Origin of the sequence: Nonomuraea sp. NPDC049421, from assembly GCF_040677005.1 — a bacterium.
In the GTDB taxonomy this organism is placed as follows: Bacteria; Actinomycetota; Actinomycetes; order Streptosporangiales; family Streptosporangiaceae; genus Nonomuraea; species Nonomuraea salmonea.
In genome coordinates this window covers 60,526-86,283 of sequence record NZ_JBFAQA010000041.1, presented here as the reverse complement: position 1 = coordinate 86,283, position 25,758 = coordinate 60,526, and the positions used below count along the sequence as shown (strand labels likewise).

The window sequence follows — 25,758 nt, the reverse complement described above, 5'->3', positions numbered from 1 at the left end:
TAGTTGTCGCCCCAGGAGGAGACGGTGCCGCGCGGCGGGTCGTAGTTCACCGTGGACATCGCGGCGCCGGTCTGGCCGTTGAACATCGTCAGGTACTCAGGGCCCGACAGGATGTAGCCGCTGGAGTTGCGGTGATCCGCGCTCGCGTTGCCGATCACCGTGCCGCGCCCGTCCACGGTGCCGTCGGCCGTCTTCATGGCCACCTCGGCCCGGCCGTCGCCGTCGTAGTCGTAGACCTGGAACTGCGTGTAGTGCGCGCCCGCGCGGATGTTGCGGCCCAGGTTGATCCGCCACAGGCGGGTGCCGTCGAGCTTGATGCCGTCGATGTAGACCGGGTCGGTGGTGCCGGACTGGGAGTTGTCCTTGGAGTTGTTCGCCTCCCACTTCAGCACGAGGTCGAGCCGGCCGTCTCCGTCGAGGTCCCCGACACTGGCGTCGTTGGCGTGGTGGCCGCCGCTCGGCGGGGAGATCGGCACGTCGAGGTAGCCGCTGGCGAAGCGCAGCGAGGGCTCCGACGCCGGGCCCTCGGCGCCGCCGGTGACCGGCCTGACCGTGTAGGAGGCGTCGGACGGAGCGCCCGCGTCCAGGTAGTTGGTGGAGTCGGTGACGGTGGCGACGCGGGTGCCGCCCCGGTAGACGGCGAAGGCCGTCTCGCGCGGTTCGGCGCCCAGCAGCCGCCAGGAGACCAGGTTGCCGCTGCCCGACCGTACGCTGATCAGCCCCCTGTCCAGGTCCTCGGCCTGCTTGCCGCCCTCCGGGTCCTCCGGGTCCGGCGTCGGCGTGATGGTGGGCGTGGGCTCGCCCGACTCGCCGGTGCAGGCGACGCCGTTCAGCGTGAACGCGGCGGGCGCCGGGTTCGAGCCGCTCCACGACGCGTTGAAGCCGAACGTGGTGCTGCCGCCGCTCGGGATCACGGCGTTGTATCCCGCGTCCTCGGCCCGTACGTCGGCGCCGCTCTGCGTGGCGGTGGCGTTCCACGCCTGCGTGATCCGCTGCCCGGCGGTGAACGACCAGTCCAGCCGCCAGCCGTCGATCGCGTCGCCCACGTTGCGGATGGTCACGCTGCCGGTGAACCCGTCGGACCACTGCGTGGCCACGGCGTAGTCCACCTCGCAGGCCACTGCGGCGGCCGCGGACGTCTGCAGACCGGCGGCGCCCGCCGCCACGAACACGGCGCCGGCGAGCCCTGCGGACAGCAGCGCGGAACGGGGTAAACGTTTCATTGAGCGTCCAATCGCCGTACGGATGCTGAGGCGCCCACACCGTAAGAAGGGCCTGTTCAGGGTGTCAACGATCGGACCTGCCGCCGCCGTGCGGCGGTTGTTACCTTTCAGGTCAGCGGCCGGAAGCCCGGCCGGCGGCGCTGAAACTTTCGGAGCCTCAGCGGCGCGGCGGGGCCGTCGAGTCGCGGACCACCAGGCGCGGCCGGTAGACCAGCTTCTGGTGCCGGTGGCCGGGCCGCGACTCGTCCAGCAGCAGCTCCGCGGCGACCCTGCCCAGCTCGCGCTTCGGCTGCCACACCGTGGTCAGCGGCGGGGCGAGCTGGGCGGCGAACGCCACGTCGTCGTACCCCACGACCGACATCTCCCCCGGAACCGCGATGCCGCGCTCGCGCAGGCCGCCGATCACGCCGAGCGCCGCCGTGTCGTTGAGGCAGACGATCGCGGTCGGCGGGTCCGCCGCGCCCAGCACGTCCTCCAGGGCCGCCGCGGCGGTCACCGTGATGTCGGGCGACGGCACCCGTACCTCCAGCACACCCTGGTCGGGGTCGAGTCCCGCCTTGACGAACGCCCTGCGCACCCCCGCGTGCCGCTCGGCCGTCTGCTGCACCTCGATGGCCGCGCCGAGCAGCGCGATGCGCCGGTGCCCCAGCGCGATGAGGTGCGCCGCCACCTGCTCGCCGCCCCACCGGTTGTCGATCGACACCGAGCACAGCCGGCCGTCGGAGCGGTGGTCGAGCAGCACCACCGGGACCCCGCGGCCAGCCAGGGCGACCAGCGGGCCGAGGTCGTCCTCGACGGGGGTGATGAGCACGCCGCGCACCCGCTGCTTCTCCAGCTCCTGCAGGTAGTGGCGCTCGCGGCCGGGCTGCAGGTCGGTGCTGCAGGTCATGAGCATGCAGCCGTCCTGCAGCAGGCGGTCCTCGACGCCGCGGCACACCTCGGTGAAGAACGGGCCCGCGATGTCGAGCGTGACCGCGCCCACCAGCGGGCTCGGCAGGCCGCGTAACCGGCGGGCGGCGTTGTCGGGGAGGTAGCCGATGCGTTCCATCGCCGCGTGCACCCGGCGGCGGGTCTCCTCCGCGACGAGCTCGGGGCTGTTGAGCACGTTGCTCACGGTCGTGGGCGAGACGCCGGCCTCCTTCGCGACCTGGCGCATGCCGGGGCGGCGGGTGGAATCGAGCGGAGCGTCCCCATTCACCGCAGCACCATACCGGGCTCGCCGCGCACGAGAGGGCGCTTATGACGCGCTGTAGCATGCACGCCGTGGATGGCGCGACCACGAAGGGGGACACGATGCGTCGCCCGGCGCAGCTGATCATCTCGGCCACGGTCTTCGTCGACCTGCTGGGCTTCACGCTGATCCTGCCCGCGCTGCCGTTCTATGCCACCGAACTCGGCGCCACCGGGGGGTGTGGTTCGGGGCGCTGATGAGCTCCTACTCGGTGGCGCAGGCGTATCTGGCGGACGTGGTGCCGGAGGAGCGGCGTACCGGGGCGATGGCGCAGATGGGGGCCTCCATCGGGATGGCCTTCGTCCTGGGGCCCGCGCTGGGCGGCCTGCCGGCGCCGCTCGGGTTCGGTGCCTGCGCGTACGCGGCGGCCGCACTGGCCGCCGTCAACCTGTTCGCCGCCCTCTTCTGGCTCCCCGAACCCACCCGCCGCCCCGCCACCCGCCTCGCCGGCTCAGAGGCCGGAGCGGCCCGGGCCGTCGACGCCGTCCCGCTGGTGCCGTGGCTGGCGCGCCGGCTCGGGGACGGGCGGGTCGCGGCGGCGGGCGCGGTCGTCATTTCGCTGTGCATGGCCGGGGTGGCCGTCTCCGGGGTGTGGTGGCAGGGGCTCGCGGCCGTGTGCCTGCTGGCCGCCGGGCACGGCCTGCTCACCCCGACCGTCTCGAGCCTGCTGGCCACCGTGGGGCCGCCGCGGGGCCGCCGGAGCGCCGGGGCGCCCTGGCCACCGTGGCCGTGCTGGCGGTGCCGGCAGCGGAACCCGCCGTCCCGGAGAACGCCTGACCGGTGGACGGCCGAGCGGGGTCAGACGGAGGTCGAGACACGGGTGTCGAACGCGCACAGCGCCGTGAGCGTGGCCTGGGTGAACAGGGTGATCGAGGCGGCCTCGAACGCCACGAGCGACTCGGGGTCCACGACGCTCGGACGGGCCCAGCTCATGCCCACCGCCACCCACAGTCCCGGGTGACCGGCGACCAGCGCGGCCTGGGTGGCGTCGTGGCAGGTGGTGTGCAGGCGTACGGGGTCGAAACGGGCAGCGACATGGTCTCCCGCGCGCGCTGTCGCCTGCACCGACATCGTGCTGCCTCCCCACCCAGGTTCCCTCATCCTAGGCCGCGGCCTCGCACCGTCGATGGTGTCTTCTGGGTACGTGCCCTTTCCCGTACGAGGCGGCGATCGGCCGCCCAGACGGCCAGGGCGCAGGCCGCGAAGCCGGCGCCGAGGAGGCTGGCGCCCGTCCAGCCGTGGGCGGAGAAGACGGCGGTGGTCGTGGCCGCGCCGAGCGCGGAGCCGAGCGAGTAGAAGATCATGTAGCCGCCGACGACGCCGCTGGTCCTGCCGGGGTACGCGGCGGTGAGCCGGTGCTGGTTGCTCACGTGGACGACCTGGACGGCGAAGTCCAGCACCACGATCCCGGCGATGAGCAGCCACAGGGACCAGCGCAGCTGGCCGATCGCCGCCCACGAGCCGATGAGCAGGGCCAGTGCGATGCCGGTGACGGGCGCGGCGCGTCCGGCGTCGGCCCAGCGTCCCGCCCGGGCCGCGCCCAGGGCGCCGGCGAGCCCGGCGACGCCGAACAACCCGATCTGGCTCTCCTCCAGCCGCCAGGGGTCGCCCGCCAGCGGCAGGGCCAGCCCACTCCACAACGTGCCGAACGAGGCGAACAGAAAGAACGTGATGAGCCCCCGCGTCAGAAAGAGCCGCTCCCCGAACGGCACTCGCGTCAGAAACAGCCTCCCGGCCGTCACGCGCCCCGTGACCACGGCCCGGCCCGGGCGCTCCCCGACCGGCATGCGGCGCGCGGCCGCCATCCGGCCTGGGCGGTCGTCGGGTGGGAGGGCGGTGCGGACGAGGGCGGCGAGGGCGAGTGACAGGACCGCGAGTGCGGCGTAGACGCTGCGCCAGCCCCACATCTCGGCGAGCACGCCGGTCACCACCCGCGCGCCGAGGATGCCGGCCACCACGCCCGAGGTGACGACGCCGATGCTGCGTCCGCGTTCGGCGGGCGGTGCGACCGCGGCCACGTACGCCACCGTGGTCTGCACCACGACCGCGAACAGACCGGCCGTCGCTAGCCCGGCGAACGCCACCCACCCGGCCTGCGCCAGCGCGGTCAGGGCCGTGCCGGCGCCGGTGAGCACCAGGTGCGCGGCGATGAGCCGGCGCCTGTCGAGCACGTCGCCGAGCGGCACCAGCAGCACCAGCCCGGCGAGATAGCCGATCTGGCCGATGGCGACGATCCACCCGGCGCGCTCCGCCGGCACGCCGAGGTCGCGTCCCATCTGCTCCAGCACCGGCTGGGCGGCGTAGACGCCCGCCACCGCGACGCCGCACACCACCGCGAGCAGCGCCCGCCGCCACCCGTCCATCGCCATCCCCCGATCAGTTGCACATCGAAACCAATCTCGACCGTAGGGCATAATGGTTTCAAAAGGCAACCGATAGGAAGGTGACATGAGCGCCACGGACCCCGGCTGGACCGACCCGAGCTGCCCCGTCGCCCGCACGCTCGACCTGGTCGGCGACCGGTGGAGCCTGCTCGTCATCAGGGACGCGATGGACGGGGCGCGATCGTTCACCGAGTTCCAGCGCCGCACCGGCATCGCCCGCAACATCCTCACCGACCGCCTGCGCAGGCTGACCGCTCACGGCCTGCTCGCCCGGCGCGCGGCACCGTCGGGCCGCCGCCAGGAATACGTGCTCACCGACGCGGGCCGCGACCTCTTCCCCGTCATCGTCACCCTGCGGCAGTGGGGCGAACGCCACGCCTTCGAGCCGGGCGAGGCCCACTCCACGCTGGTGGATCAGCACGGCGACCCCGTGCCCGAGCTGACGCCGGTCGGCGCCGACGGCAGCATTCTGGACACCGGCACCACCCGCGTGCGGAAGGCCGGATAGCGGCGCACCCTGTCCGGCGGCTCAGGTCAGACGCGCTCACCGGAGACCTTTCCGTGAACAGGCGAACGATCGCCGCACGACCGCGCTTAGGATTTTGTGCAGTGCACTTACCACAAGAGCGGCCGATGGGATGGATCAGGCGGTGACCATGGGCGAGTCCTACGGCCTGCACGTACCGATCGACGACAACCTCGCCCTGCTCCGCGAGCTGATGGGCACGTTCGCCCTGAAGGCCGGCCTGAGCAGGCACCGTACGGAGGCGCTCGTCCTCGCGGTCAGCGAGGCGGCCAGCAACGTGCTCGAACACGCCCAGGCGGCGGGCACGGTGAGCGCCCGCCGCGACCTCGACGGCATCACCGTGCACGTCGTGGACGAGCGCGGCTCGTTAACCCACGAACACCTCCGACGCACCCCGCCCTGGCCGCCCCGTCGCGGCCTGGGCCTGTTCGTCATCCAGCGGGTCTGCGACCGCGTGGTGCTCGACCATCCCGGCGGGCGGTCGCGGCTGGAGCTGTTCATGCGCTTCGGCCCCGACGACGCCCTGCCCCGGCGCTTCTGAGCCGCTTCTGAGCCGCTTCTAAGCCGCTTCTGAGCCGTGCTCACCCCAGGGTGGCCATCAGCTCGCGGCACGCCTGCTCGCAGTCGCGGCACGCCTGGGCGCACGTCACGCAGTGCGGATGGTGGTCGTGGCGGGCGCACTCGTCGCCGCACGCCTTGCACGCCTGGGCGCACGCCTCCAGGACGGTCCTGGTCAGGTTGGCGTCGTAGCCGGTGTGCCGCGACAGCACCCGGGCCGTCGCCTCGCACAGGTCGGCGCAGTCGAGGTCGCTGCGGACGCACTTGGCCAGCTCCGCGACCTCGGGCTCGCTCAGGCAGGCGTCGGCGCACGCCGTACACGCCTGGGCGCAGCTCATGCACTGCTCGATGCACCTGATGAGCCTGTCCTGGTCGACGCGGCCGAGGTCCTGCGGATACGCGGAGAGCATCTCCGCCACCTGTGAAGTCATGTCGCCTCCCGTTCGCGAGCCACCGCAGCTACCCAGCTTGCGGGGCCCGCTAACCCGGCCCGGTCCGGGGTATGGCGGGCTGTCGAACGCGTAACGAAGGAGGTCATGGGATGACACGTCATCAGGGCGAGGACGAGCGCGCGCGGGGGCTCGATCGGCAGGCCGCCGCCGAGACCGCCGCCGTCATCACGGGAAGCATGACCGGGCGCCGCGCACCGGCTCCGGCTGTCGTGGCCGCGCTGCTCGCCGGGGCCTGCGGCGCCGTCGTCGCCGCGCGGCTGGTGCGGGCCCGGCTGTCGAGAGGCGTGAGCGTCCCCGTGCTGGGCAGGCGGTGTCAGAGCACGCACGAGAGGATCCGTCATCATGAGCGTTGACGCGGGCCGGCCGCTCGCACTGGTCACCGGGGCGTCCAGCGGCATCGGGTACGAGCTGGCCAGGCAGTTCGCCGGCCACGGCTTCGACCTGATCATCAACGCCGAGGATCCCGGCATCGCCGGCACGGCCTCGGAGCTGCGCCGGCCGGGGGCGTCCGTGCAGGGTGTACAGGCCGATCTCACCACGCACAACGGCGTCGAACGGCTCTACGCGGCCGTCGTGGACGACGGCCGTCCGCTCCAGGTGCTCGCGATCAACGCGGGGGTCGGGGTCGGCGGGCCGTTCACCGAGACGGAGCTTGACGCCGACCTGCGGCTGGTCGACCTGAACGTGCGGTCCGCGGTCCATCTGGCCAAGCTGTGCGTACGCGACATGGCGGCGCGGCGGCAGGGCCGGGTGCTGTTCACCTCGTCGATCGCCGCCACCCAGCCGGGGCCCTTCGAGGCCACGTACGCGGCGTCGAAGGCGTTCCTGCTGTCGTTCTCCGAGGCGCTGCGCGAGGAGCTGAAGGACCACGGCGTCACGGTGACCGCGCTGATGCCCGGCCCCACCGAGACCGAGTTCTTCGAACGCGCCGGTCTCGAGGACACCCGGCTCGGCAGCTCGAAGAAGGACGACCCCGCGCAGGTGGCCGAGCAGGCGTACGAGGCGCTGATGAGCGGCAAGGACCACGTGGTCGCCGGGTCTGCCAAGAACAAGGTGATGGCCGGCGCCGCCAAGCTCATGCCGGAGACGGCCAAGGCCAAGGCCCACCGCCACCTGTCGGAGCCCGGCTCCGGCAACGATTGACGCTCCCTGGTTTCGCTGACGGTGGTCGCCGGCTCAGTGGCAGGCGATGACGAGCTTGACGCCGGCGCCGGTGCGCTGGCGTTCCCAGGCGGCGGCGATGTCCTCGAGCGGGACGACCTGCACGTCCAGGGTGAGGCCGCCGGACGCGGCCAGCTCGGTCATCCGCAGGTAGGCGTCGCGCCGGACGTCGGTGGGCGCGTGGAAGACCGCGAAGCCCCTGATGTCGAGCGCGGCCGAGCGGACGAGCGGGGCGGGCAGCTCGATCGCGGTGGCGGCCTGCTGCCCGAGCTGGACGAACCGGGCGCCGTGCCGGGCCGCGCCCATCGCCGCCAGCGCGGGCGGCCCCCACAGCGGGTCGATGATGACGTCCACCCCACCGTCCGCCCCACCGTCCGCCCCACCGTCCACCCCGCCGTCCACCCCGCCGTCCACCCCGCCGCCCGCGGCCGCACGCATGGCGGCGGCCACGTCCCCCGTGTCGCCGGTGAGTTCGACGTGGGCGTCCGCGTTCAGGTGGTGGAGGCGGGCGCTGGAGCGGGCGGCGGCGATCACGCGGCCGGCGCCGAGGGCACGGGCGATCTGGACCGCGGCGGTGCCCACCGTGCCGGTCGCGCCCAGCACGAGGACGGTCTCCCCCGGCCGCAGGCCGGCGCGCCACTCAAGGGCCAGCCACGCGGCCAGGCCGCTGTTGCCGAGCGCCGCGGCGAGCGTGCCGTCGACGCCGTCGGCGACGTCGAACAGCGCCCCGGACGGCACCAGGACGCGTTCGGCCAGCGCCCCGTACGGCGGGACGACCGTGTCGAAGAACACCCGGCGCCCGTCCGGCAGGCGGCCCACCCCGTCGCTCCCGACGACCGACGGCAGGGGCGGCGGCCCGGTGTAGAAGGTGCCCGACGCCTTGGCCAGGTCGAGGTGGTTGAGGCCGGCCGCCTCGACGTCGACGACCACGGCGTCCCCCGACGGGCGCGGGTCGTCGAACTCGCCGTAACGCGGCGGCGCGCTGTGATCGTGCAGTACGGCGGCTCTCATGCGGCGTGCGGTCCTTCCGTCGGGAGACGTCTGCCCTGGTCAGGCGGGTCACATGAGGTTCCCTGCCCGCGTGCCGCCCGGGCCATGCGACGGGGGTGATAGTTCGTGCCGTGCCTGGGTAGCGGCTCTCCTGCCGCAGCAGGAGGACGGGAGCACGCATGAGCACCATGGCGGGAAGCTGGAAGATGACGATCACCGACGGATGCCGGCCGGGAGACCGGCTGAGCCTGCTCAACCTCAGCCCCGGCCCCGCCCACGTCGAGGTGACGCTGTGCACGGAGGGCGACCGGCCGCGCGGGCCGATCCGGCTGACGATCCCGCCCCGGCGCACACGGTCGTCCGTGGTGAAGGACCTGATGGACCAAGCGGGAACCATGGCGGCGGGGCCGGCGTACACCGTCGTGGTGGTGTCGGACGCGCCGGTGCTCGTGCAGCCGCACCGGGCGGGCCGACACGCGCCCGAACTGAGCCGCCCGGCGGCCTAGCGCCGCTCGCGGACGCGGGTCAGCCGGCCACCTTGAACAGCTCGTTCAGCTGGTCGTTGAGGTGGGTGAGCGAGCTGGCGGGGGCCTGGCCCAGGTAGACGGCGTCGAAGGCGGGTTGCGAGAGCGCCGCGATGTCGGCCGCGTTGGAGGTCACCGGCAGCGGGAACGTGGTGTGGTTCTCGATGTGGTCGGTGAAGGCCGACACGTCGAGCCCGCGTTCCTTCTTGTTGTACTCGATGGCCAGCTCGGTCCCCGACGGCCGGGCGGGGAAGACCACGCCGGAGCGGCCGATGAGGTTCTGGCACTCCTCGCCGGACAGGAACTTGACCCACTTCGCGGCGTTCTCCGGCTGCTTGGAGAACGTGGTGACGGAGTCGGCGAGCCCGTTGAACATGGAGGCCCGCTTCCCCGACGGCCCGATCGGGTTGGGCGCGACGCCGATGTCCAGCTTCCTGCCCTCGGCGTCGGTGAGCTTGGTGAACGACGAGATCGTCCACGAGCCGTCGAAGCCCATCGCGGCGATGCCCGACTGGATCTGCTTGTCGGCGGTGATCGCGTTGCTGCCGCCGATCGCCGCGTAGCTCGCCATGTACCCCTTCTTCACCAGCCCGAAGTACCAGTCGAGGGTCTCCTGCAGCACCGGGTCGTCGAGCTTGAAGCGGGTGCCCCAGGGGTTCCTGTCGGTGGGCTGCCAGCCGACGCTGCCGGTGAAGGCCGACCACTGCGTCTGGCCCCAGTTGTCGCCGCCGGCGCCGTTGGCCGCGAGCCCGTACGTCTTGACCTTGGTCTTGTCGAAGCCTGGCTCGTCTCCGCGCACGCCGTTCTGGTCGATGGTCAGGTGCGCGATCGTCTTCTCGAACGTGCCGCCGTCGCGCGGGTTCCAGGTCAGCTCGCCGAGCGTCTCCGGGGAGATGCCGGCGTCCTTGAGCGCGGTGGCGTTGTAGAACATCGCGATGGTGTCCCAGTCCTTCGGGGCGCCGTACCGCTTGCCGTCCTTGCCCTTCCACAGCTCGGCCAGGCCGGCCTGGTAGTCGGAGTCCTTGATGTCGCTGGTCGGGCCGAGGTCGTCCAGCGGGCGCAGCACCTGCAGGTCCACGAACTGGGGGAACTTGGTCAGGTGGTCGGTGAAGACGTCGGGCGCGGTGTCGGCGATGAAGCTGGCGGTCAGCTTCGACCAGTAGTCCTCCCAGCCGTACTGGGAGATGTTGATGCGCAGGCCGGGGTTCTGCTGCTCGAAGGCGTCGGCGCACTTCTGGTATCCGGGCTGCTGCGCGGAGTCCCACAGCCAGTACTCGATGGTGCCGTTGGCGCCGCCGGTGCCGCCCGCGCCGCAGGCGGCGGTGGTGGTCAGCAGAAGCGCGGACAGGAGGATTCTTCTGAGCATCACTTGATCCCGCTGAAGCCGATGGAGTTGACGATGCGGCGGGCGAAGACGAAGAAGAGCAGCAACATCGGCAGCGCCGCCACCAGCGTGGCCGCCATCAGTCCCGCCCAGTCGGGGCCGGCCTGTGGCTTCTGCGACTTGAACACGCCGAGCGCCACGGTGAGCACGCGCGACTTGTCGGTGTAGCTGACCATGAGCGGCCAGAAGTACTCGTTCCAGGAGGTGATGTAGGTGAGGATCGACAGCGTCGAGATGGGCGCGGCCGAGATCGGCAGGATGAGCCGGAAGAAGATGCGCGTCCTCGACGCGCCCTCCACCAGCGCGGCCTCCTCCACCTCGCGGGAGATCCCGAGGAAGAACTGCCGCAGGAAGAACACCGCGAACGGGGTCATGAGCATCGTCGGCAGCGCGATGCCGAGCACGGTGTCGATGAGGCCGAGCTCCTTGATGAGCACGAAGTTCGGCAGCAGCGTGAAGATCGCCGGAACCATCAGGCCGGCCAGGAAGACCGCGAACACCTGCTCGCGGTAACGCCAGCGCAGCCGGGCGAAGGCGTAGGCGGCCATCGAGGAGAAGAACACCTGCCCGGCCGTGACCAGGGTCGCGACCAGCACCGAGTTGAGCAGGTAGCGCCAGAACGCGATGGGCTGTCCCGATCCCCCCGCGTCGATGGCCTCCTGCCCGGTCTGCAGGCCGAAGACGCGCTCGAAGCCGCCCCACGAGAACCGCACCGGCAGCAGGCTGTCGCCGCCCGCGTAGAGCGCGTTGTTGTCGGACAGCGCGGTGCGCAGCACCCAGTAGAACGGGAACAGGCTGCCGATGATCACCAGGACCATGAACGTCCAGGCGATGATCCGGCCGATGCCCGGCCGGGGTCTGCGCGGCGGCTCCTGGCCGGCGGCGGGGGCGTCGCTCGGGGCGGGGGCCATGACGGTCGCCATGTCACACTCTCCCTAGGCCAGGTCGGAGCTGCCGGCCCGGGTGAGCCGGTATTGCAGGAACGTGATGATCATGAGGACGATCAGCAGCGCGACGGACATCGCCGAGGCGTAGCCGAACTGGAAGCGGTTGAACGCGGCCTCGTAGATGTAGTACTGCAGCACCTTCGAGGAGTTGACCGGGCCGCCCCTGGTCGCGATCGCGATGGTGTCGAACACCTGGAACGAGCCGACCACGCTGATGATCAGCACGACGGCGGTGACGGGGCGCAGCAGCGGCAGCGTGATGCTCCTGAACATGCGCAGCTCGGAGGCGCCGTCCATGCGGCCGGCCTCGTACAGGGTCGGGGGGATGGTCTGCAGGCCGGCGAAGATCAGCAGGGCGGTGTAGCCGACGTGCCGCCAGACGTTGATGAGCGCGACGGTCGGGATCACCCAGGCCGAGTCGGCGAGGAACGCGATCCTGTCGAGCCCGAGCAGCTCCAGCACCTTGTTGCCGATGCCGAGCTGGTAGTCGAGGATCCACAGGAAGACCAGCGCCGCGACCACGTTCGAGACGAGATAGGGCGTCAGCACCAGCCCGCGCAGCCACGTCCTGCGGGTCAGCCGCTGCATCAGCACCGCGATGATCAGCGCGAGCACCGTCTGGATGCCGATGTTGACGACCACGTAGTAGACGGTCACGCCCAGCGCGTTCCAGAACACCGGGTCCTCGACCATGCGCACGTAGTTGTCCAGCCCGGTCCACCGGGAGGGCGTGAGCAGGTTGAACTTGGTGAAGCTCAGGTAGATGCCGCGCAGCGTGGGCCAGAGCAGGAAGACCAGGAAGCCGATGAGCGCGGGGAGGATGAACAGGAGCGCCAGTCGCGTGTCGTCGCGCGGTCGCTTGGCGGTGCCGGTCGTCGCCGGCCTGGTGGGGGTGGCCATGGTCTCTCCTACGCCGTCACCGGCTGATCGGCGCTGGGCCGCGTCTACCCTCTCTGCACGTCAACCCGACGCGCCAAACGGTTAGCGGAGAGTCTCTTTCCCAATGACATCCCGTGTCAAGAGGTCCTAACTACGTCTTATAGGACACGGTGATGCGGCTCGCTGCGATCGGAATCACCTATCAAGCCGCCGGAGTTCGGCCTCGTCCAGGGCCGGGACGAGGGGCTCGAGGGCGGCGCGGAGCCGATCGGGGAGCGAGCCGGACGGCACGACGAGGCCGCCCGCCGACGTGACGCCCACCCAGCGGTCGAGAGCGACCCGGACGGCGGCGGCCACGGCGGCCGCCAGGACCCTGGCGGTGTCCTCGCCGGCCACACGGGGGGCGATCGCCTCGGCCAGGGGGAGCTCCATCGAGGCAGGAGCCGCCACGAACGCCTCCCTGAGTGCGGGCCGGGTGGTGATCATCAGCAGCGCGGCGGCGTGGTGCTCGCCCGGGTCGGTGTACTGCTCGGCGATCGCGTCGATGACGGCCTCGGCCAGGCGGACGGACGGCGGCCTGGCCGCGACCGCCTGCGCCACGCGGGTCTCCCGCTCGGCGGTGACGGCGGCGACGATGGCCTGCTCGCGGCTGGCGAAGTAGTTGTTGTACGTCCTCGGCGAGACGCCGGCGGCTTCGGCGATGTCGTCCACGCGGACGTTGTCGGGCCCGCGTTCGAGCGCCAGGCGCAGCGCCGCCTCGCGCAGCGCCTGCCGGGTGGCCTGCTTCTTCTGCTCCCGCAACCCCGCCATGCCCCTCATTCTGGCAGAGAAGTTGCGCTCACGCAAATTTGCGTGCGCGCAACTTTTGTTCCTAGGCTGAGGGCCACCCAAGCGAAAGGACGAGCCCATGCGAGCCAAGGGCATCAGTTACGACACCGGCTTCGTCACCGGCGGGACCCGCGCATCCGGGCCCTTCGACCCCGCCATGGTCCGGCGCGAGCTGACGATCATCCGGGACGACCTGCACTGCACCGCCGTCCAGCTCGTCGGCGGCGACCCCGAGCGGCTGGAGCTCGCCGCGGGGCTGGCCGCCGAGCTGGGTCTTGAGGTGTGGTTCACGCCGTACCCGCTGGAGCTGGACCCCGAGGAGATGCTGGCGCTGTTCGCCGACTGCGCCGAGCGGGCGGAGCGGGTCAGGCGGGGCGGCGCGGAGGTCGTGTTCGTGGCGGGGTGCGAGCTGACCCTGATGGACCGCGGCTTCCTGCCCGGTGACACGCTCCAGGAGCGGGTCGGCGCCCTGATGAACCGGCGCGAGCTGGTCGCCGAGGCGGGCGGGCGGGTGGCCGCGTTCCTGGGCGAGGCCGCGGCCGTGGTGCGAGCGCGGTTCGGCGGCAAGGTCACGTACGCGGCCATCCCGTTCGAGCCCGTGGACTGGTCGCTCTTCGACGTCATGACGATCGAGCTGATCCGCTCGGCCGAGGTCGCCGACCGGTTCCAGCACGGCGTGCGCGCCCTCGTCGCCCAGGGCAGGCCGGTGGCGATCACCGGGTTCGGCACGGCGACCTGGCGCGGCGCCCCCGACGTGGCGCCCCGCAGCATGGAGATCATCGAGTACGACCAGGCCACCGGCTCCCCCGTGCGCCTCGACGGTGAGTACGCGCGCGACGAGGCCGGGCAGGCCGCGTACCTGCGGGAGCTGCTGGAGATCTTCGAGGCCGAGGGGGTGGACGCCGCCTTCGTCCACATCTTCGCCCTCCCCGACCTGCCGCACCGCCCCGGCGGCGACCCCCGCGACGACCTCGACCTGGCCAGCCTCGGCGTCGTCAAGGTGTACGAGGACCGCGACGGCGAGACGTACCCCGGCCTGCCCTGGGACCCGAAGGCCGCGTTCGCCACGGTGGCGGCCTGCTACGAGAAGGCCCCGGCCAAGTGAGGGGCGACCTGCCGGGCCCCTCCTTCCTGCTCGGCGGCGAGGCGCCGGTGCGGCGGATCGGGTTCGGGGCGATGCGGCTCGCGCTCGGACGGTCGGCGCGCGGTCCCGAGGCGGGCGTCGCGGTGCTGCGCCGCGCCGTGGAGCTGGGTGTGAACCACATCGACACGGCCGGCTTCTACGGCGCCGGCGATGCGGGCGCGCACGAGCTGATCAGGCGGGCGCTGGCGCCGTACCCCGAGGAGCTGGTGATCGCCACCAAGGTCGGCCCGCTGTTCGGCGCGGGGCTCGCACCGGCCGGGGAGGCGCGTGCCGGGCAGTTGCGCGGCCTGGTCGAGGACGATCTGCGCCGGCTCGGCGTGGACCGGCTCGACCTGGTCCACCTGCGGGTCGGCGGGCTGGGGCCGCCGGGTGACGAGCCCATCGGCGACCGGTTCGCGGCCCTGGCGGAGCTGCGCGAAGAAGGGCTGATCCGGCATCTCGGGGTGAGCCACGTCAGCGCGGCCCAGCTCGCCGAGGCTCGGTCGGTCGCGCCCGTGGCGGCCGTGCAGAACGCCTTCCACGTGCACGACCAGGGCGACCGGGCCGTCCTTGCGGCATGCGAGGAGGCCGGCATCGCGTACGTGCCGTACTTCCCGCTGGGCGGCGGGCACCCGTCGATCGACCTGTCCCGCCTGGCCGAGGTCGCCGCGCGGCACGAAGCCACGCCGGCGCAGGTCGCGCTGGCCTGGCTGCTCGCCGTCTCGCCGGTGACGCTCCCCATCCCCGGCACGGGCTCGCTCGCCCACCTCGCCGAGAACACGGCCGCCGGGGGCCTCCGCCTCACCCCCACCGACCTCGCCACCCTCGCGCCGGAGGGCCGGCGGGAGCATTCCTCACCGTGAGATGGCGCGGGGTGCGGGCGCGATCACGTTCCAGGGCGAGATGGTGGACGAGGCCATGGCCGCCCGCGCCCGCGCCGTGATCGCCGGGGCTTGTCGCGGGCCGCGCGGCTGATTAGGGTCGCGGGTGATCGCGCTCCCCCGCGAGGAGGCACGGTGACGCCGGACTCGACAGCCGCCTTCGACCACATCTCCGCCGGTTACGACCCCGATCCGGCGCTGTCGATGTCGCTGCACGCCGACGCGTACACCGATCCCCGCTGGCATGCGATCGACCAGCGGGCGATCTTCGCCCGGTCGTGGCAGTGGCTGTGCCACGTGGAGCGGCTGCGCGTGCCCGGCGCGTACGTGACGGGCACGGTGGCGGGCCTGCCGATCGTCGCGGTCAGGGACGAGGCGGGCACCCTGCGCGCCTTCTACAACGTGTGCAAGCACCGCGCCCACGAGCTGCTGACCGGCGAGGGGGTGCGGCGCAGCATCGTGTGCCCGTACCACGCGTGGACGTTCGACCTGACGGGCCGGCTGCGGCGGGCCCGCCACACCGGCGCCATGCCCGGCTTCGACCCCTCGAAGGTCTGCCTCGACCAGGTGCGGGTCACGGAGTTCGGCGGCATGGTGTACGTCAACCTCGACCCGGCGGCGGCCCCGCTGCGGGAGCAGGCGGGCGGCCTGGAGGCGGAGATCATCGAGCGGGCGCCGGACGTTGCGAAGCTGACCCTGGCCCGCAGGCTCACCTACGACATCGCCGCCGACTGGAAGACGGTGGTGGACAACTTCCTGGAGTGCTACCACTGCCACGTGGCCCACAAGGACTTCGTGTCGCTGGTGGACATGAGCACCTACGAGGTCACCACGTACGGCATCTACTCCAGCCACATGGCGCGGGCCGGCCAGGCGGGCAACTCGGCGTACGACGTGTCGGGCGCCACCGTCACCGAGCACGCGGTGTGGTGGCTCTGGCCCAACACCTGCCTGCTGCGCTATCCGGGGCGGGGCAACTTCATGGTGCTGCAGATCGTCCCCGACGGCCCCGGGCGGACCCGCGAGACGTGGGACTTCTACCTGGAGACCGCGGAGCCGACGGAGGCCGAGCTGGACAGCGTGCGCTACATCGACGAGGTGCTCCAGCGCGAGGACATCGCGCTGGTGGAGAGCGTGCAGCGGGGCATGCGCACCCCGGCCTTCACCCAGGGCAAGATCGTGTACGACCCGGGCGGCCGGGGGCTGTCGGAGCACGCGGTGCACCACTTCCACGGTCTCGTCCTCGACGCCTACCGGCGCGAGCTGGCCGGCGATCAGCGCGACACCATGCCGGCCTCGTCGTCGTCCACCAGGAAGCCGCCCGACTGATGGCGCCAGAGGCGGGCGTAGGCGCCGTCGGCCTCGATCAGCTCGCCGTGGGTGCCCTGCTCGACGATGGCGCCCTTGTTGAGCACCACCAGGCGGTCCATGCGGACGACCGTGCTGAGCCGGTGGGCGACCACGACCGCGGTGCGGTCCTGCATGAGCCGCCACAGCGCCTCCTGCACGAGGAGCTCGCTCTCGGAGTCGAGCGCGCTGGTGGCCTCGTCGAGCAGCAGGAGCGGCGCGTCGCGCAGGATCGCGCGGGCCAGCGCGATGCGCTGCCGCTGGCCGCCGGAGAGCTTGACGCCGCGCTCGCCGACCAGCGTGCCGAGGCCGTCGGGCAGCGCGTCGGCGAACTCCATGACGTGCGCGGCCTCGGCCGCGGCCAGGATCTCGGCCTCGGTGGCGCCGGGCCGGGCGAAGGCGATGTTGTCGCGCACGCTGCGGTGGAACATGGCGGGCTCCTGCGGCACGTACGCGATGAGGCCGCGCAGGTCGGCCTGGCGCAGCCGGGAGATGTCCTGGCCGCCGATGAGGATGCGGCCCGCGTCGATGTCCATGAACCGCAGCAGCAGCCGGGTCAGCGTGGTCTTGCCGCCGCCCGACTGGCCGACCAGCCCGATCTTCGCGCCCGCCGGGATGTCGAGGTCGAGGTCCTGGAACAGCGGCAGCCCGCTCTTGTACGAGAACGTCACCCGGTCGAAGCGCACCGACGCGTCGGCCGGCCGCAGCGGCAGCGGGTCGGGCGGGTCGACCACCTTCGGCGGCGTCAGCAGCAGCTCGGTGAACTGCGCGGCCTCGGTGATCACGCTCTCGATGCGCCGGTAGATCTGGTTGAACTCGAACATGATGCCGATGGCGTTGGTGTAGTAGGTGAACGTCACCACGATCGCCTCGACGCCGAGCCCGCCCCGCAGCGCGACGGCGAGCAGCAGGCCGAGCGAGCTGCCGAGCACCGACAGCGGGGCGACGACGGTGTCGACCCGCAGGTTGCCGTAGTCCCATGAGCGCAGCGCGAGCCGCTGCTGCTCGGCCAGCTTCACCCGGTGCTCGGCGGCCTCGCGGCGCTCGGCGGCGAAGGCGCGTACAGTGTCCATGTTGGACAGCACGTCGGCGACGTGGCCCGAGACGTGCACCCGGGCGGCCTCGCGGGCGTCCACCAGCTTCTGGCGGCGGCGGATGAGCGGCGCGACGAGGAGGCCGGTGACGACCAGCAGGCCGACGAGCACGACCACCAGCAGCGGGTGATATTGCCACAGGACCACGCAGGCGAAGACCAGCGGCACGACCTTGGCCATGACGGAGAACGTCAGCGTGTCGACGAACTCCTCGAACCTGGCGGCGAAGCCGAGCACCCGTTTGGTCAGCGCGCCGGCGAAGTTGTCGTGGAAGAACGCGGCGTCCTTGGCCAGCAGCTCGTCCATGCCCATGATGGCCAGGCTTTCGACGCCGCGCGCGTCCGTGCGGTTGATGAAGTGCAGGCCGATCCGCCACAGCGTCTCGCCGGCCAGCAGCACGGCGCCGAAGCCGAGCACGTAGGGCAGCAGCGCGGGCAGCGTGCCGTCGCCGCCGCCCGCCAGGTGGCCGACGAGCCCGGCCACGCCGAGCGGCGCGACGTAGAACAGGCAGATGTTGCCCAGCGCGGGCATCAGCAGCGCGGGCGCCGCGACCGGCCACAGCCTGCGCAGCTCGCCGAGGTAGTGGCGCAGCGCCAGCCCGACCGCGGACCTGCGCACGGACGGCTCGCCCGCGTCGGCCGCCTGCCGGGCTCGCGGTGCGGAGCTCCGCCCGGTCTCCGTCTCTTGGTCCGAAGCTACTTCCGGCACGCTCATCCGCCCTCCCCGATCGCCGACGCGGCCCACGACATGGTGCCGTCCGCGACCCGGACAAGCGAATGATTTTTTCCCGGCCTATCGGGCGTTCTCCCAGCTAGGTGCGTAAGTGACGCGCATCACCGCTACCAAAGCCTCGCTTTCCGTCACATATCCCGGCCCGATTCCGTCTCCAGGGTGAAACCACCTTCAGGGGGAGGCCCACATGCGTACGGCACAGGCCAGGCGCTCATTCCAGCTCTCTCACTGGTCGTTCATGTTCGCCGAGATCGCCCTCTGGTCGTTCGTCGTGCTGGCGGTGACCGGAGCCGTGCTCATGGTGTTCTACGACCCCGGCATGACCCAGGTGACCTACGACGGCCCGTACGCGCCGCTGCGCGGGGCGCTGGTCAGCCAGGCGTTCGACTCGACCATGCAGCTCAGCCTGGAGGTGCGCGGCGGCCTGCTCATCCGGCAGATCCACCACTGGTCGGCGCTGGTGTTCGTGGCGGCGGTCGTGCTCCAGCTGCTGCGCATGTTCCTCACCGGCGCCTTCCGCAGGCCGCGCACCGGGCAGTGGCTGATCTGGGTGGCCCTGCTGGGGCTCGGCATGCTGGCCGGCGAGACCGGCAACGCCCTGCCCGACGACCTGCTGTCGGGCGGCAGCCTGTGGCTGATGGTCTCGGTCGTGCAGTCCGTGCCGGTGGTGGGCACGTGGGCGGCGTCCCTGCTGTTCGGCTCCGCCTTCCCCGGCGAGCAGGTCATCCCGGTCCTGTACGGCGGGCACCTGCTGCTCTCGCTCGTCGTCGCCGCGCTGCTGCTCGCCCGCGAGCTGCTGGTGCGGCGGAACGGCCACTCCCGCTTCGTCGCCTCGCTGCCGGTGCGGCGCGGCGCGCGCCCGCTGATGGCGGGCGCCACCGCCGGCATGCTGATCATTTTCGGGTTCGGCTTCCAGATCGCGCCCGTCTGGCTGTACGGCCCCGCCCGGCCGACGCAGGTCTCCGCCGGTTCGGTGCCCGACTGGTACATGGGCTTCCTCGACGGCGCCCTGCGGATCATGCCGGGCTGGGAGCTGACGCTCGGCGGCTACACGCTGAGCCTGGCCGTCCTGGTGCCGGCCGTGGTGGTGCCCGGGGTCTTCTTCACCGCGCTGGCCGCGTACCCGGTGGCCGAGCGCGTCGTCGCCATGCGGCGGGGCCGGCCCGTGCCCGCGTCCGGCCTGCTCGACCGGCCGCGCGAGAAGCCGGTGAAGACGGCGCTCGCGGTCGCCGGCGTCACGTTCTACGGCCTGCTGTGGACGGCGGCGGCCAACGACCAGCTCGCCCACAGCTTCCACCTGACCGTCGAGTCGGTGACGATCTTCTTCAGGTACGCCGTGTTCATCGGCCCCGTCGTCGCCTTCGTCGTCACCCGGTGGATCTGCCTGGCGCTGCGGCAGTCCGAGCGGGAGGCCGCCGAGCACGGCGTGGAGAGCGGCGTCATCGTGCGGACCCCCGACGGCGGCTTCCACGAGCGCCTGGAGCCCGACCGCCGCGAACGGCGCCCCGAACTCAAAGTCTTGAGCTAGAGGTCTGAGCCGATTCCTGGGCCCGCGACGGTGATCGCGGCGCGCGGCAGCGACTCGCGCTGCGCCTCCTGCGGGCCCACGACGGCGTTGAGCCCGCCGTCCACGATCTGCGCGACCGCGTCGCCGGAGACGAAGGGCTCGCTGGTCTGCCCCTCGACCCTGATCAGCATGCGGCTGCGGGTGCAGAACAGGCTGGCCTCGCTCTCCCGCGAACCGCTCACCGCCGCCTCCATCGGCCCGGAGAAGCCCTGCTGCCTGGCCGGGTGGCCCTGGCTGCGGGTGAGGTCGAGGTCGAGGGTCCAGTCGGCGCCGGACAGCCCGCAGTGGCCCTCGGAGTTGACCCAGGCGATCATGTCGTAGGTGCCGACCTTGATCTGCGCGAGCGGACGCTCGGCCTCCTCGGGCAGCTCGCCGTGGTCGACCAGCCCGCGCAGCGTGGTGAGCGGCCACTGGGCCGGGTCCCTCAGCAGCGGGTCGGTGACGGGGGCTGAGCAGGAGACGAGGACCGGCGACATCAGGAACCCGGCCATGACACGCGCCAGACGATTGGTCACTCTCATCTTCCTCATTCGGCGACGCAGATCGATCATGATCCATCGCACAACCTATCCCAATGTCACCACCACTCCGGCCATCCTCAGATGTGACCGGGAAGGGGCGGCGGCACGCCGGTGTCGCGCGAGGAGGCGTCCGCCCGCTGACCGCTACGCGCATATCCGCAGGTCACGACGGGTAACCAGGCTCCCAGGGGGAGGGGTGTCGATCCAGCTCAACCCCGCCACATCGGGACGCTGCGGGGCGCGATCGGCGTCCCTGGGCGCCCCGCGGCCCGCTTCTGGCAGTTCATCCATCCCTGGGAGGCGGTCCCGGCATGGACGCGGTCGTGCGCGCGGCGGCGATCTACGTGGCGCTGCTGGTCATCTTCCGCGTCAGCGGCAAGCGCACGCCGGCGCAGCACGCCGGTCGTCCTCATCGAGCGCGGCAGGCTGCTGGACGACCGGATGCGCCGCCACCACCTGGACGTCGGCCAGGTGCTCCAAGATGCCTGCTCGACGCACGGCATCCGCAGCCTGGACGAGATCGACTACGCCACCCTGGAGCGTTCCGGCGTCATCAGCGTGATCCCGAAACGACCCTGATCACGGTGGGCGCGGCGACCGCACGGGCTCGCCGGTTACACGCTGGTTCAGCCGAGCTCGTGGGGGCCGAGGCGCCTGCGGCGGTCGCCCTCCTCGTCCTCCTCGTCGACGTCCTCGGTGCCGGGGGTGACCCCGGGCGTGACGCCCGCGGCGCGCCTGAGCGTCTCCTCCTCGGTGGGGGTCAGCGGCGCGCCGGCGGCCTCCTCGCTGTCCCCGCGCTCGATCGGCTGGTCCTTCTTGTCGTTCATGGGTCCCCCGTGGCACGGAACGTGTGCGGATACGTCCCGTCTGGCTTCCCGTACGCGGGCCGCTGTAACGCTCCTGTCAGGAGGCGTCGTCCTGGTAGGCCAAGCGGGTCAGCAGGGTCTTGAGCTGCTCGGCCTCGCCGGGCTCCAGGCCCGAGATGAGCCGCTCGGCCAGCGGCCCCGCGCCCACGTGGGCGGCGTCGAACAGCTCCAGGCCCTGGGGCGTGATCTCCACGACGCGCACGCGCCGGTCCCCTGGAACGGTCCTGCGGACGGCCAGGCCGCGCCGCTCCAGGTCGTCCACGACCCGCATCACGCCCGCCTTGTCGGTGCCCGTGGCGGCCGCCAGGTCGCGCTGCACGGTGGGCCCGCGGTTGACCAGCACGATGAGCACGGCGAAGTGGCGCAGCTCGATGCCGAGCGGCCGCAGCGCCTCGGTCAGCACGTTCGCCGCCCGCCAGTGGGCCTTGCGCAGGAGCAGGCCCAGGGCGAAGGGCGAGGGGTCGCCTGGGCGGTCGGTCGCGCGGGGCGTGGCGGGCTCAGGTGCGGTCATACCGACATACTACCCGAACACTCTCATTCGCGACGGTTTCAGGTGAAACAACTCACACCAGTCACGTCCGAAATCGTATTGATTGATACTATTTCTAGTGATACCGTAATAAGTGTAACGACCATCGGGGGAGGAATCATGGAGGTCTACGAAGCCGTCACCAGCCGCAGGTCAGTGCGCGCCTTCACCGGCCGCCCAGTCCCGAAGGAGGTGCTGGAGCGGGTGCTGGCCGCCGCCGCGTGGGCGCCGTCCGGCTCGAACCTCCAGCCCTGGCACGTCTACGTGGTGACCGGCGAGCGACTCACCGAGCTCAAGAGGCGCGCGGGAGAGCGCGTGGCCACCGGCGACGCGTGGGACGAGCGCGAGTACGAGATGTACCCGGCCGAGCTGAAGTCCCCGTACCGCGAGCGGCGCTCCGCGTTCGGCCGGGAGCGCTACGGCGCGCTCGGCATCGCACGCGAGGACTGGGAGGCCCGCCAGCGGGCCGCGGCGGACAACTGGCAGTGCTTCGGCGCGCCGGCCGCGCTGTTCGTCTACATCGACCGCGACATGGGCCCCGCGCAGTGGGCCGACCTCGGCATCTACCTGCAGACGGTCATGCTCCTGCTGCGCGCGGAGGGTCTGCACAGCTGCCCGCAGATGGCCTGGTCGGTCTACCGCAGGACGGTCGCCGAGATCGTGCGGCCCGCCGAAGGGCTCGTGCTGTTCTGCGGCATGTCGATCGGGTTCGAGGACGTCTCGGTCAGCCAGCCGCGTACGGGCCGGGCGCCCCTGGAGGAGACCGTCACCTTCGTCGGCGGCCCCTCCCCCGCCTGCCGGAGCCGGCGCCGCCCGGCCCGCCGCAGGGGTCACACGGTCCGCGCCCGCCTGCCGCGGCCGACACCGGACGACGACCGGCCCGCCGGGTCCGGCGCCCCCACCCATCAGGAGAGATATGACCAGCCAGTTCCGCCTCGGCGGTGACCTGACGATCAACCGGCTCGGGTTCGGCGCGATGCGCCTGTCCCAGGCCGGGCCGGGCGGGCCCGCCCGCGACGCCGAGCAGGGCCGCGCCGTCCTGCGCAGGGCCGTCGAGCTAGGCGTCGACCACATCGACACGGCCGGCTTCTACCGCAGCCAGGACGGCACGGTCAGCGCCAACACGCTGATCCGCGAGGCCCTGTCGCCCTACCCCGGCGGCCTGGTCATCGCCACCAAGGCGGGTCCGGTCTTCGGGCCGGGAGGTCCGCGGCCCGGCACCCCCGCCGAGGTGCGGGCTCAGGTCGAGTCCGATCTCGAGAGCCTCGGCCTCGACCGGCTCGACCTGGTCTACCTGCGCGTCGGCGGCACGGGACCCGCGCCGGGCGAGTCACTGGCCGAGCGCTTCGAGGTGCTCGCCCGGATGCGCGACGAGGGCCTGATCCGCCACCTGGGCGTCAGCAACGTGGACGCCGCCCAGCTCGCCGAGGCCGTCGGCATCGCGCCGGTCGCGGCCGTCCAGAACGCCTTCCACCTCGGCCTCCGCGCCGGCACCGCCGTGCTCGACGTCTGCACGCGGGCCGGCATCGCCTTCGTGCCCTTCTTCCCCGCCGGCGGCGGGCTCGACGACCCCGGCCTGCTCAAGGTCGCCGACCGGCACGCCGCCACCCCGCGCCAGGTCGCGCTGGCCTGGCTGCTGGCCGTCTCACCGGTGACCGTGGTCATCCCCGGCACCGGGTCCTTGGCCCATCTCGAGGAGAACGTGGCCGCCCGCTCGATCACGCTCACCGGCGACGACCTCGCCGATCTCGCCTGACGCCCGCGGCCGGTCCCGGGCGTACATGCAGAAAGGACGGCCATGACCATGACGACCCATCACCGCTTCCTGGCCTCCGAGGAGACCGGCCGGCTGCCGGACGGGCGCCCTGCTGGGCTGGCGGCGCTGCCCCGGCCGGTGGCCGTCGCGGTCGGCGGCGGCGGGGTGCTGGGGGCCGCGCAGGTCGGCATCGGGTACGCGCTGGAGCAGCGCGGCTTCGTCCCCGACCTGATCGTCGGCACCTCGGTGGGCGCGCTCAACGGCGCCATCGCGGCCGCCCACCCGGGTGCGGCGGCGCCGTGGCTGGACCGGGTGTGGACGCGGGTGCGCAGGCGGGAGGTGTTCCCGCTGTGCCGCCTGCCCTCGCGGGCCGGGGTCTTCGCCGACCGCGGCCTGCGCCGGCTGATCGCCCAGGCGGGGCTGCCGTCGCGGATCGAGCAGCTCGACGTGCCGTTCGCCGCCGTGGCCATGGATCTCGCCACCGGCGCGCCCGCGCTGCTCGACCACGGTGACCTGGAGTCGGCGCTGCTGGCCAGCGCCGCCATCCCGGGGATCCTGCCGCCGGTCGTACGCGGCGGAAGGACGCTCGTGGACGGCGGCGTGATCGCGTTCGTCCCCGTACGGGCGGCTCTGGAGGCGGGTGCGGCCAGCGTGGTCGTGCTGGCGACAGGACAGACGAGCATGCCGCCGCGCCCGTCGGCCCCGCCCCGGTGGGCGGGCGCGGTCGCGGCGAGGGCGGGGCTGCTGCTGTTGCAGCACCAGATCGCCCGCGACCTGCGTGAGGTGTCCGAGCGCGTCCCGACCGTCGTGCTGCCGACCGGCGTCGAGAGCTGGCCGGCCCCTTGGGACTTCCGCCAGTCCCGCCGCCTGATCCACACGGCCGCCGCCGCGGCGGGCCACTTCCTCGACACTCTGCGCATAGACGGCCCCGGCCTCTACCAGGCGGCCGGAACGCAGCCTCCATTGCACGGCGCGGACACGACGGGCCTGCGCAGAGCGGGCGCCGGCCGGGCGGCCGTCCATGAGGGAGCGGGGGTCCGGCTGTGAGCAGCTTCGCGTTCGTGAACATCGCCCTGCAGGGGCACGTCAACCCGACGCTGCCGGTCGTGGCCGAGCTGGTCCGCAGGGGGCACACGGTCACCTACCACGTCGCGCCCGCGCTCGCCGAGGTGGTCGCCGCCACCGGCGCGACCGTGCGCACGCATCCCGGGGGCGACCTGACGCTGCCCGAGCGGCCGACGCCTCTGACGATGCTGGACGGGCTCGCGCGCACGACCGTCGCGCTGCTGCCCGCGCTGCTGGACGATCTGCGCCGCATCGGCCCCGACCTGGTCGTGCACGGCTCGGCCTGCCCGTGGGGCGCGGTCGCGGCCGGGGAGCTGCGGGTGCCGGCGGTGTCGGCGTTCACCACGTTCGCGTTCGGCCGCCGCGTCCCCAGCCCCACCCGCGCCTCGTGGCCGATGATCGCCTCGGCGGCGGCCAGGCCCGGCGCCGCGACCGGCTACCTGCGGTCGCGGTGGGAGCTGCACCGGGCCTACGACACGGGCCGGCTGCCGCTGCTCGACCTCGCGAACGTCCGGCAGCCGCTCAACCTGGTCTTCACCGCCCGTGCGTTCCAGCCGGACGCGGAGAGCTTCGACGGCTCGTACCGGTTCGTCGGCCCGAGCCTGGGCGAGCGCCCGCGGGACCCGTCGTTCCCCATGGACGAGCTGCGGGACCCCGTGCTGTACGCCTCCCCCGGCACGGTGCTCGACGCGGGCCCGGAGCTGCTGCGGACGTTCGCCGCCGCGCTGGCCCCGCTGGGCGGCACCGTGGTCATCTCGACCGGCCGCACCGACCCGGCGGCGCTGGGCCCGCTGCCCCAGAACGTGCTGGCCCGCCGCTTCGTCCCGCAACTGGAGCTGCTCGACCGCGCCGCGCTGTTCGTCACCCACGGCGGCATGAACGGCGTGAACGAGGCCCTGCACGCGGGCGTCCCCATGCTGGTGATCCCGCAGGGCGCGGACCAGCCGCTGGTGGCGCGGCGGGTGGCGGAGCTGGGCGCGGGCCTCGCGCTGGCGCCGCACGAGGCGGACGCGGAGGCCGTACGGGTGAGGGCCGGGCTGCTGCTCGGCGAGCCGCGCTTCCGCGTCGCGGCGTACGACCTGCGCGACGCCCAGCGGGCGGCGGGCGGCTACCGGCGCGCGGCCGACGAGCTGGAACGCCACCTCGGCCAGGGCAGCAGGCCGGTGCCCGCGAACGCGCGGGGGCGGTGA

General features: G+C 72.6%; 29 protein-coding genes and 1 pseudogene. 16 read left to right on the top strand and 14 right to left on the bottom strand.

The window, feature by feature from the left end; genetic code table 11:
- Together AB0K18_RS45125 and AB0K18_RS45120 are read right to left on the bottom strand one after the other, a co-directional pair.
- A partial coding sequence (locus tag AB0K18_RS45125) for a cellulose binding domain-containing protein (RefSeq protein WP_364927677.1) occupies window positions 1-1,223 on the bottom strand: 1,223 nt, incomplete at its 3' end.
- A gap of 157 nt (window positions 1,224-1,380) precedes the next feature.
- A complete protein-coding gene (locus AB0K18_RS45120) occupies window positions 1,381-2,421 on the bottom strand; it encodes a LacI family DNA-binding transcriptional regulator (RefSeq protein ID WP_364927674.1) in 1,041 nt (346 codons plus the stop codon).
- 65 nt (window positions 2,422-2,486) lie between these two features.
- Here AB0K18_RS45120 and AB0K18_RS45115 point away from each other — a divergent pair, with 65 nt between their 5' ends.
- Together AB0K18_RS45115 and AB0K18_RS45110 are read left to right on the top strand one after the other, a co-directional pair.
- Window positions 2,487-2,651 (top strand): hypothetical protein, encoded by a 165-nt coding sequence (locus tag AB0K18_RS45115; protein WP_364927671.1) that lies wholly within the window; start codon window positions 2,487-2,489, stop codon window positions 2,649-2,651.
- Window positions 2,651-2,884 (top strand): annotated as a pseudogene (locus AB0K18_RS45110) (MFS transporter); the annotation flags it as partial. The gene AB0K18_RS45115 and the pseudogene AB0K18_RS45110, both read left to right, overlap by 1 nt.
- Window positions 2,885-3,252: 368 nt before the next feature.
- Here the strand turns inward: AB0K18_RS45110 and AB0K18_RS45105 are convergent.
- The gene (locus AB0K18_RS45105) at window positions 3,253-3,525 is read right to left on the bottom strand and encodes an MEDS domain-containing protein (protein ID WP_364927669.1); all 273 of its coding nucleotides are present in this window, start codon (window positions 3,523-3,525) and stop codon (window positions 3,253-3,255) included.
- 26 nt (window positions 3,526-3,551) lie between these two features.
- Entirely contained in the window at window positions 3,552-4,823 is a 1,272-nt protein-coding gene (locus AB0K18_RS45100) for an MFS transporter (RefSeq protein ID WP_364927666.1), read from the bottom strand.
- A 79-nt stretch (window positions 4,824-4,902) separates the two neighbouring features.
- Between AB0K18_RS45100 and AB0K18_RS45095 the strand changes: the two genes are divergently transcribed.
- Window positions 4,903-5,346 carry a helix-turn-helix domain-containing protein gene (locus AB0K18_RS45095; protein WP_364927663.1) on the top strand — a complete coding sequence of 148 codons (444 nt, stop codon included), beginning with the start codon at window positions 4,903-4,905 and terminating at the stop codon, window positions 5,344-5,346.
- A 148-nt stretch (window positions 5,347-5,494) separates the two neighbouring features.
- On the top strand, window positions 5,495-5,905 hold the full coding sequence (locus AB0K18_RS45090) for an ATP-binding protein (protein ID WP_364927692.1): 411 nt from the start codon (window positions 5,495-5,497) through the stop codon (window positions 5,903-5,905).
- A 40-nt stretch (window positions 5,906-5,945) separates the two neighbouring features.
- Here AB0K18_RS45090 and AB0K18_RS45085 read toward each other — a convergent pair whose 3' ends face one another.
- A complete protein-coding gene (locus AB0K18_RS45085; RefSeq protein WP_364927660.1) occupies window positions 5,946-6,353 on the bottom strand; it encodes a four-helix bundle copper-binding protein in 408 nt (135 codons plus the stop codon).
- Between the two features lie 110 nt (window positions 6,354-6,463).
- Here AB0K18_RS45085 and AB0K18_RS45080 point away from each other — a divergent pair, with 110 nt between their 5' ends.
- Entirely contained in the window at window positions 6,464-6,727 is a 264-nt protein-coding gene (locus AB0K18_RS45080) for a hypothetical protein (RefSeq protein ID WP_364927657.1), read from the top strand.
- Window positions 6,717-7,517: an SDR family NAD(P)-dependent oxidoreductase gene (locus tag AB0K18_RS45075; RefSeq protein ID WP_364927654.1), complete on the top strand. Its 801-nt coding sequence runs from the start codon at window positions 6,717-6,719 to the stop codon at window positions 7,515-7,517. Before AB0K18_RS45080 ends, AB0K18_RS45075 begins: the two co-directional genes overlap by 11 nt.
- 33 nt (window positions 7,518-7,550) lie before the next feature.
- Here the strand turns inward: AB0K18_RS45075 and AB0K18_RS45070 are convergent, their stop codons facing one another.
- Window positions 7,551-8,546, bottom strand: coding sequence for a zinc-binding dehydrogenase (locus AB0K18_RS45070; RefSeq protein WP_364927652.1), 996 nt, complete (start codon window positions 8,544-8,546; stop codon window positions 7,551-7,553).
- A 158-nt stretch (window positions 8,547-8,704) separates the two neighbouring features.
- Between AB0K18_RS45070 and AB0K18_RS45065 the strand changes: the two genes are divergently transcribed.
- Entirely contained in the window at window positions 8,705-9,031 is a 327-nt protein-coding gene (locus tag AB0K18_RS45065) for a sensory rhodopsin transducer (RefSeq protein ID WP_364927649.1), read from the top strand.
- Window positions 9,032-9,050: 19 nt separating this feature from the next.
- On the opposite strand, the gene AB0K18_RS45060 is transcribed toward AB0K18_RS45065, so the two are convergent.
- The 4 genes from AB0K18_RS45060 to AB0K18_RS45045 all read right to left on the bottom strand — a co-directional run bounded on the left by AB0K18_RS45060 (window position 9,051) and on the right by AB0K18_RS45045 (window position 13,069).
- Window positions 9,051-10,415: a sugar ABC transporter substrate-binding protein gene (locus tag AB0K18_RS45060; RefSeq protein ID WP_364927646.1), complete on the bottom strand. Its 1,365-nt coding sequence runs from the start codon at window positions 10,413-10,415 to the stop codon at window positions 9,051-9,053.
- The gene (locus tag AB0K18_RS45055) at window positions 10,415-11,356 is read right to left on the bottom strand and encodes a carbohydrate ABC transporter permease (RefSeq protein WP_364927643.1); all 942 of its coding nucleotides are present in this window, start codon (window positions 11,354-11,356) and stop codon (window positions 10,415-10,417) included. Before AB0K18_RS45055 ends, AB0K18_RS45060 begins: the two co-directional genes overlap by 1 nt.
- Before the next feature lie 12 nt (window positions 11,357-11,368).
- A complete protein-coding gene (locus AB0K18_RS45050) occupies window positions 11,369-12,280 on the bottom strand; it encodes a sugar ABC transporter permease (protein ID WP_364927641.1) in 912 nt (303 codons plus the stop codon).
- A 174-nt stretch (window positions 12,281-12,454) separates the two neighbouring features.
- On the bottom strand, window positions 12,455-13,069 hold the full coding sequence (locus tag AB0K18_RS45045; protein WP_364927639.1) for a helix-turn-helix domain-containing protein: 615 nt from the start codon (window positions 13,067-13,069) through the stop codon (window positions 12,455-12,457).
- 97 nt (window positions 13,070-13,166) lie between these two features.
- On the opposite strand from AB0K18_RS45045, the gene AB0K18_RS45040 reads away from it, so the two are divergent.
- The 3 genes from AB0K18_RS45040 (at window position 13,167) to AB0K18_RS45030 (ending at window position 16,420) form a co-directional block, all read left to right on the top strand.
- Window positions 13,167-14,192 carry a hypothetical protein gene (locus tag AB0K18_RS45040; RefSeq protein ID WP_364927636.1) on the top strand — a complete coding sequence of 342 codons (1,026 nt, stop codon included), beginning with the start codon at window positions 13,167-13,169 and terminating at the stop codon, window positions 14,190-14,192.
- A complete protein-coding gene (locus AB0K18_RS45035; RefSeq protein ID WP_364927634.1) occupies window positions 14,189-15,073 on the top strand; it encodes an aldo/keto reductase in 885 nt (294 codons plus the stop codon). The genes AB0K18_RS45040 and AB0K18_RS45035 overlap by 4 nt, the downstream gene beginning before the upstream one ends.
- 153 nt (window positions 15,074-15,226) lie before the next feature.
- Window positions 15,227-16,420, top strand: coding sequence for a ring-hydroxylating oxygenase subunit alpha (locus AB0K18_RS45030; protein WP_364927632.1), 1,194 nt, complete (start codon window positions 15,227-15,229; stop codon window positions 16,418-16,420).
- Here AB0K18_RS45030 and AB0K18_RS45025 read toward each other — a convergent pair.
- Window positions 16,366-18,246, bottom strand: coding sequence for an ABC transporter ATP-binding protein (locus AB0K18_RS45025; RefSeq protein ID WP_364927629.1), 1,881 nt, complete (start codon window positions 18,244-18,246; stop codon window positions 16,366-16,368). The genes AB0K18_RS45030 and AB0K18_RS45025 overlap by 55 nt on opposite strands.
- A 205-nt stretch (window positions 18,247-18,451) precedes the next feature.
- Here AB0K18_RS45025 and AB0K18_RS45020 point away from each other — a divergent pair, with 205 nt between their 5' ends.
- Window positions 18,452-19,792 (top strand): cytochrome b N-terminal domain-containing protein, encoded by a 1,341-nt coding sequence (locus tag AB0K18_RS45020; RefSeq protein WP_364927627.1) that lies wholly within the window; start codon window positions 18,452-18,454, stop codon window positions 19,790-19,792.
- On the opposite strand, the gene AB0K18_RS45015 is transcribed toward AB0K18_RS45020, so the two are convergent.
- Window positions 19,789-20,346 carry a hypothetical protein gene (locus AB0K18_RS45015; protein WP_364927624.1) on the bottom strand — a complete coding sequence of 186 codons (558 nt, stop codon included), beginning with the start codon at window positions 20,344-20,346 and terminating at the stop codon, window positions 19,789-19,791. The two genes, AB0K18_RS45020 and AB0K18_RS45015, sit on opposite strands and share 4 nt — an antisense overlap.
- A gap of 447 nt (window positions 20,347-20,793) precedes the next feature.
- Between AB0K18_RS45015 and AB0K18_RS45010 the strand changes: the two genes are divergently transcribed.
- A complete protein-coding gene (locus AB0K18_RS45010; protein ID WP_364927622.1) occupies window positions 20,794-20,931 on the top strand; it encodes a YetF domain-containing protein in 138 nt (45 codons plus the stop codon).
- 47 nt (window positions 20,932-20,978) lie between these two features.
- Here AB0K18_RS45010 and AB0K18_RS45005 read toward each other — a convergent pair whose 3' ends face one another.
- Entirely contained in the window at window positions 20,979-21,179 is a 201-nt protein-coding gene (locus tag AB0K18_RS45005; RefSeq protein ID WP_364927620.1) for a hypothetical protein, read from the bottom strand.
- Between the two features lie 76 nt (window positions 21,180-21,255).
- Window positions 21,256-21,729: a MarR family winged helix-turn-helix transcriptional regulator gene (locus AB0K18_RS45000; RefSeq protein ID WP_364927618.1), complete on the bottom strand. Its 474-nt coding sequence runs from the start codon at window positions 21,727-21,729 to the stop codon at window positions 21,256-21,258.
- Between the two features lie 138 nt (window positions 21,730-21,867).
- Between AB0K18_RS45000 and AB0K18_RS44995 the strand changes: the two genes are divergently transcribed.
- From AB0K18_RS44995 to AB0K18_RS44980, 4 genes are read left to right on the top strand one after another with little or no spacing between them, the layout of a single operon-like run.
- Window positions 21,868-22,692, top strand: a complete 825-nt coding sequence (locus AB0K18_RS44995) for a nitroreductase (protein WP_364927616.1) — start codon at window positions 21,868-21,870, stop codon at window positions 22,690-22,692.
- On the top strand, window positions 22,664-23,503 hold the full coding sequence (locus AB0K18_RS44990; protein WP_364927613.1) for an aldo/keto reductase: 840 nt from the start codon (window positions 22,664-22,666) through the stop codon (window positions 23,501-23,503). Before AB0K18_RS44995 ends, AB0K18_RS44990 begins: the two co-directional genes overlap by 29 nt.
- A gap of 42 nt (window positions 23,504-23,545) precedes the next feature.
- Window positions 23,546-24,550 carry a patatin-like phospholipase family protein gene (locus tag AB0K18_RS44985; protein ID WP_364927610.1) on the top strand — a complete coding sequence of 335 codons (1,005 nt, stop codon included), beginning with the start codon at window positions 23,546-23,548 and terminating at the stop codon, window positions 24,548-24,550.
- Window positions 24,547-25,758 carry a macrolide family glycosyltransferase gene (locus tag AB0K18_RS44980; protein WP_364927608.1) on the top strand — a complete coding sequence of 404 codons (1,212 nt, stop codon included), beginning with the start codon at window positions 24,547-24,549 and terminating at the stop codon, window positions 25,756-25,758. Before AB0K18_RS44985 ends, AB0K18_RS44980 begins: the two co-directional genes overlap by 4 nt.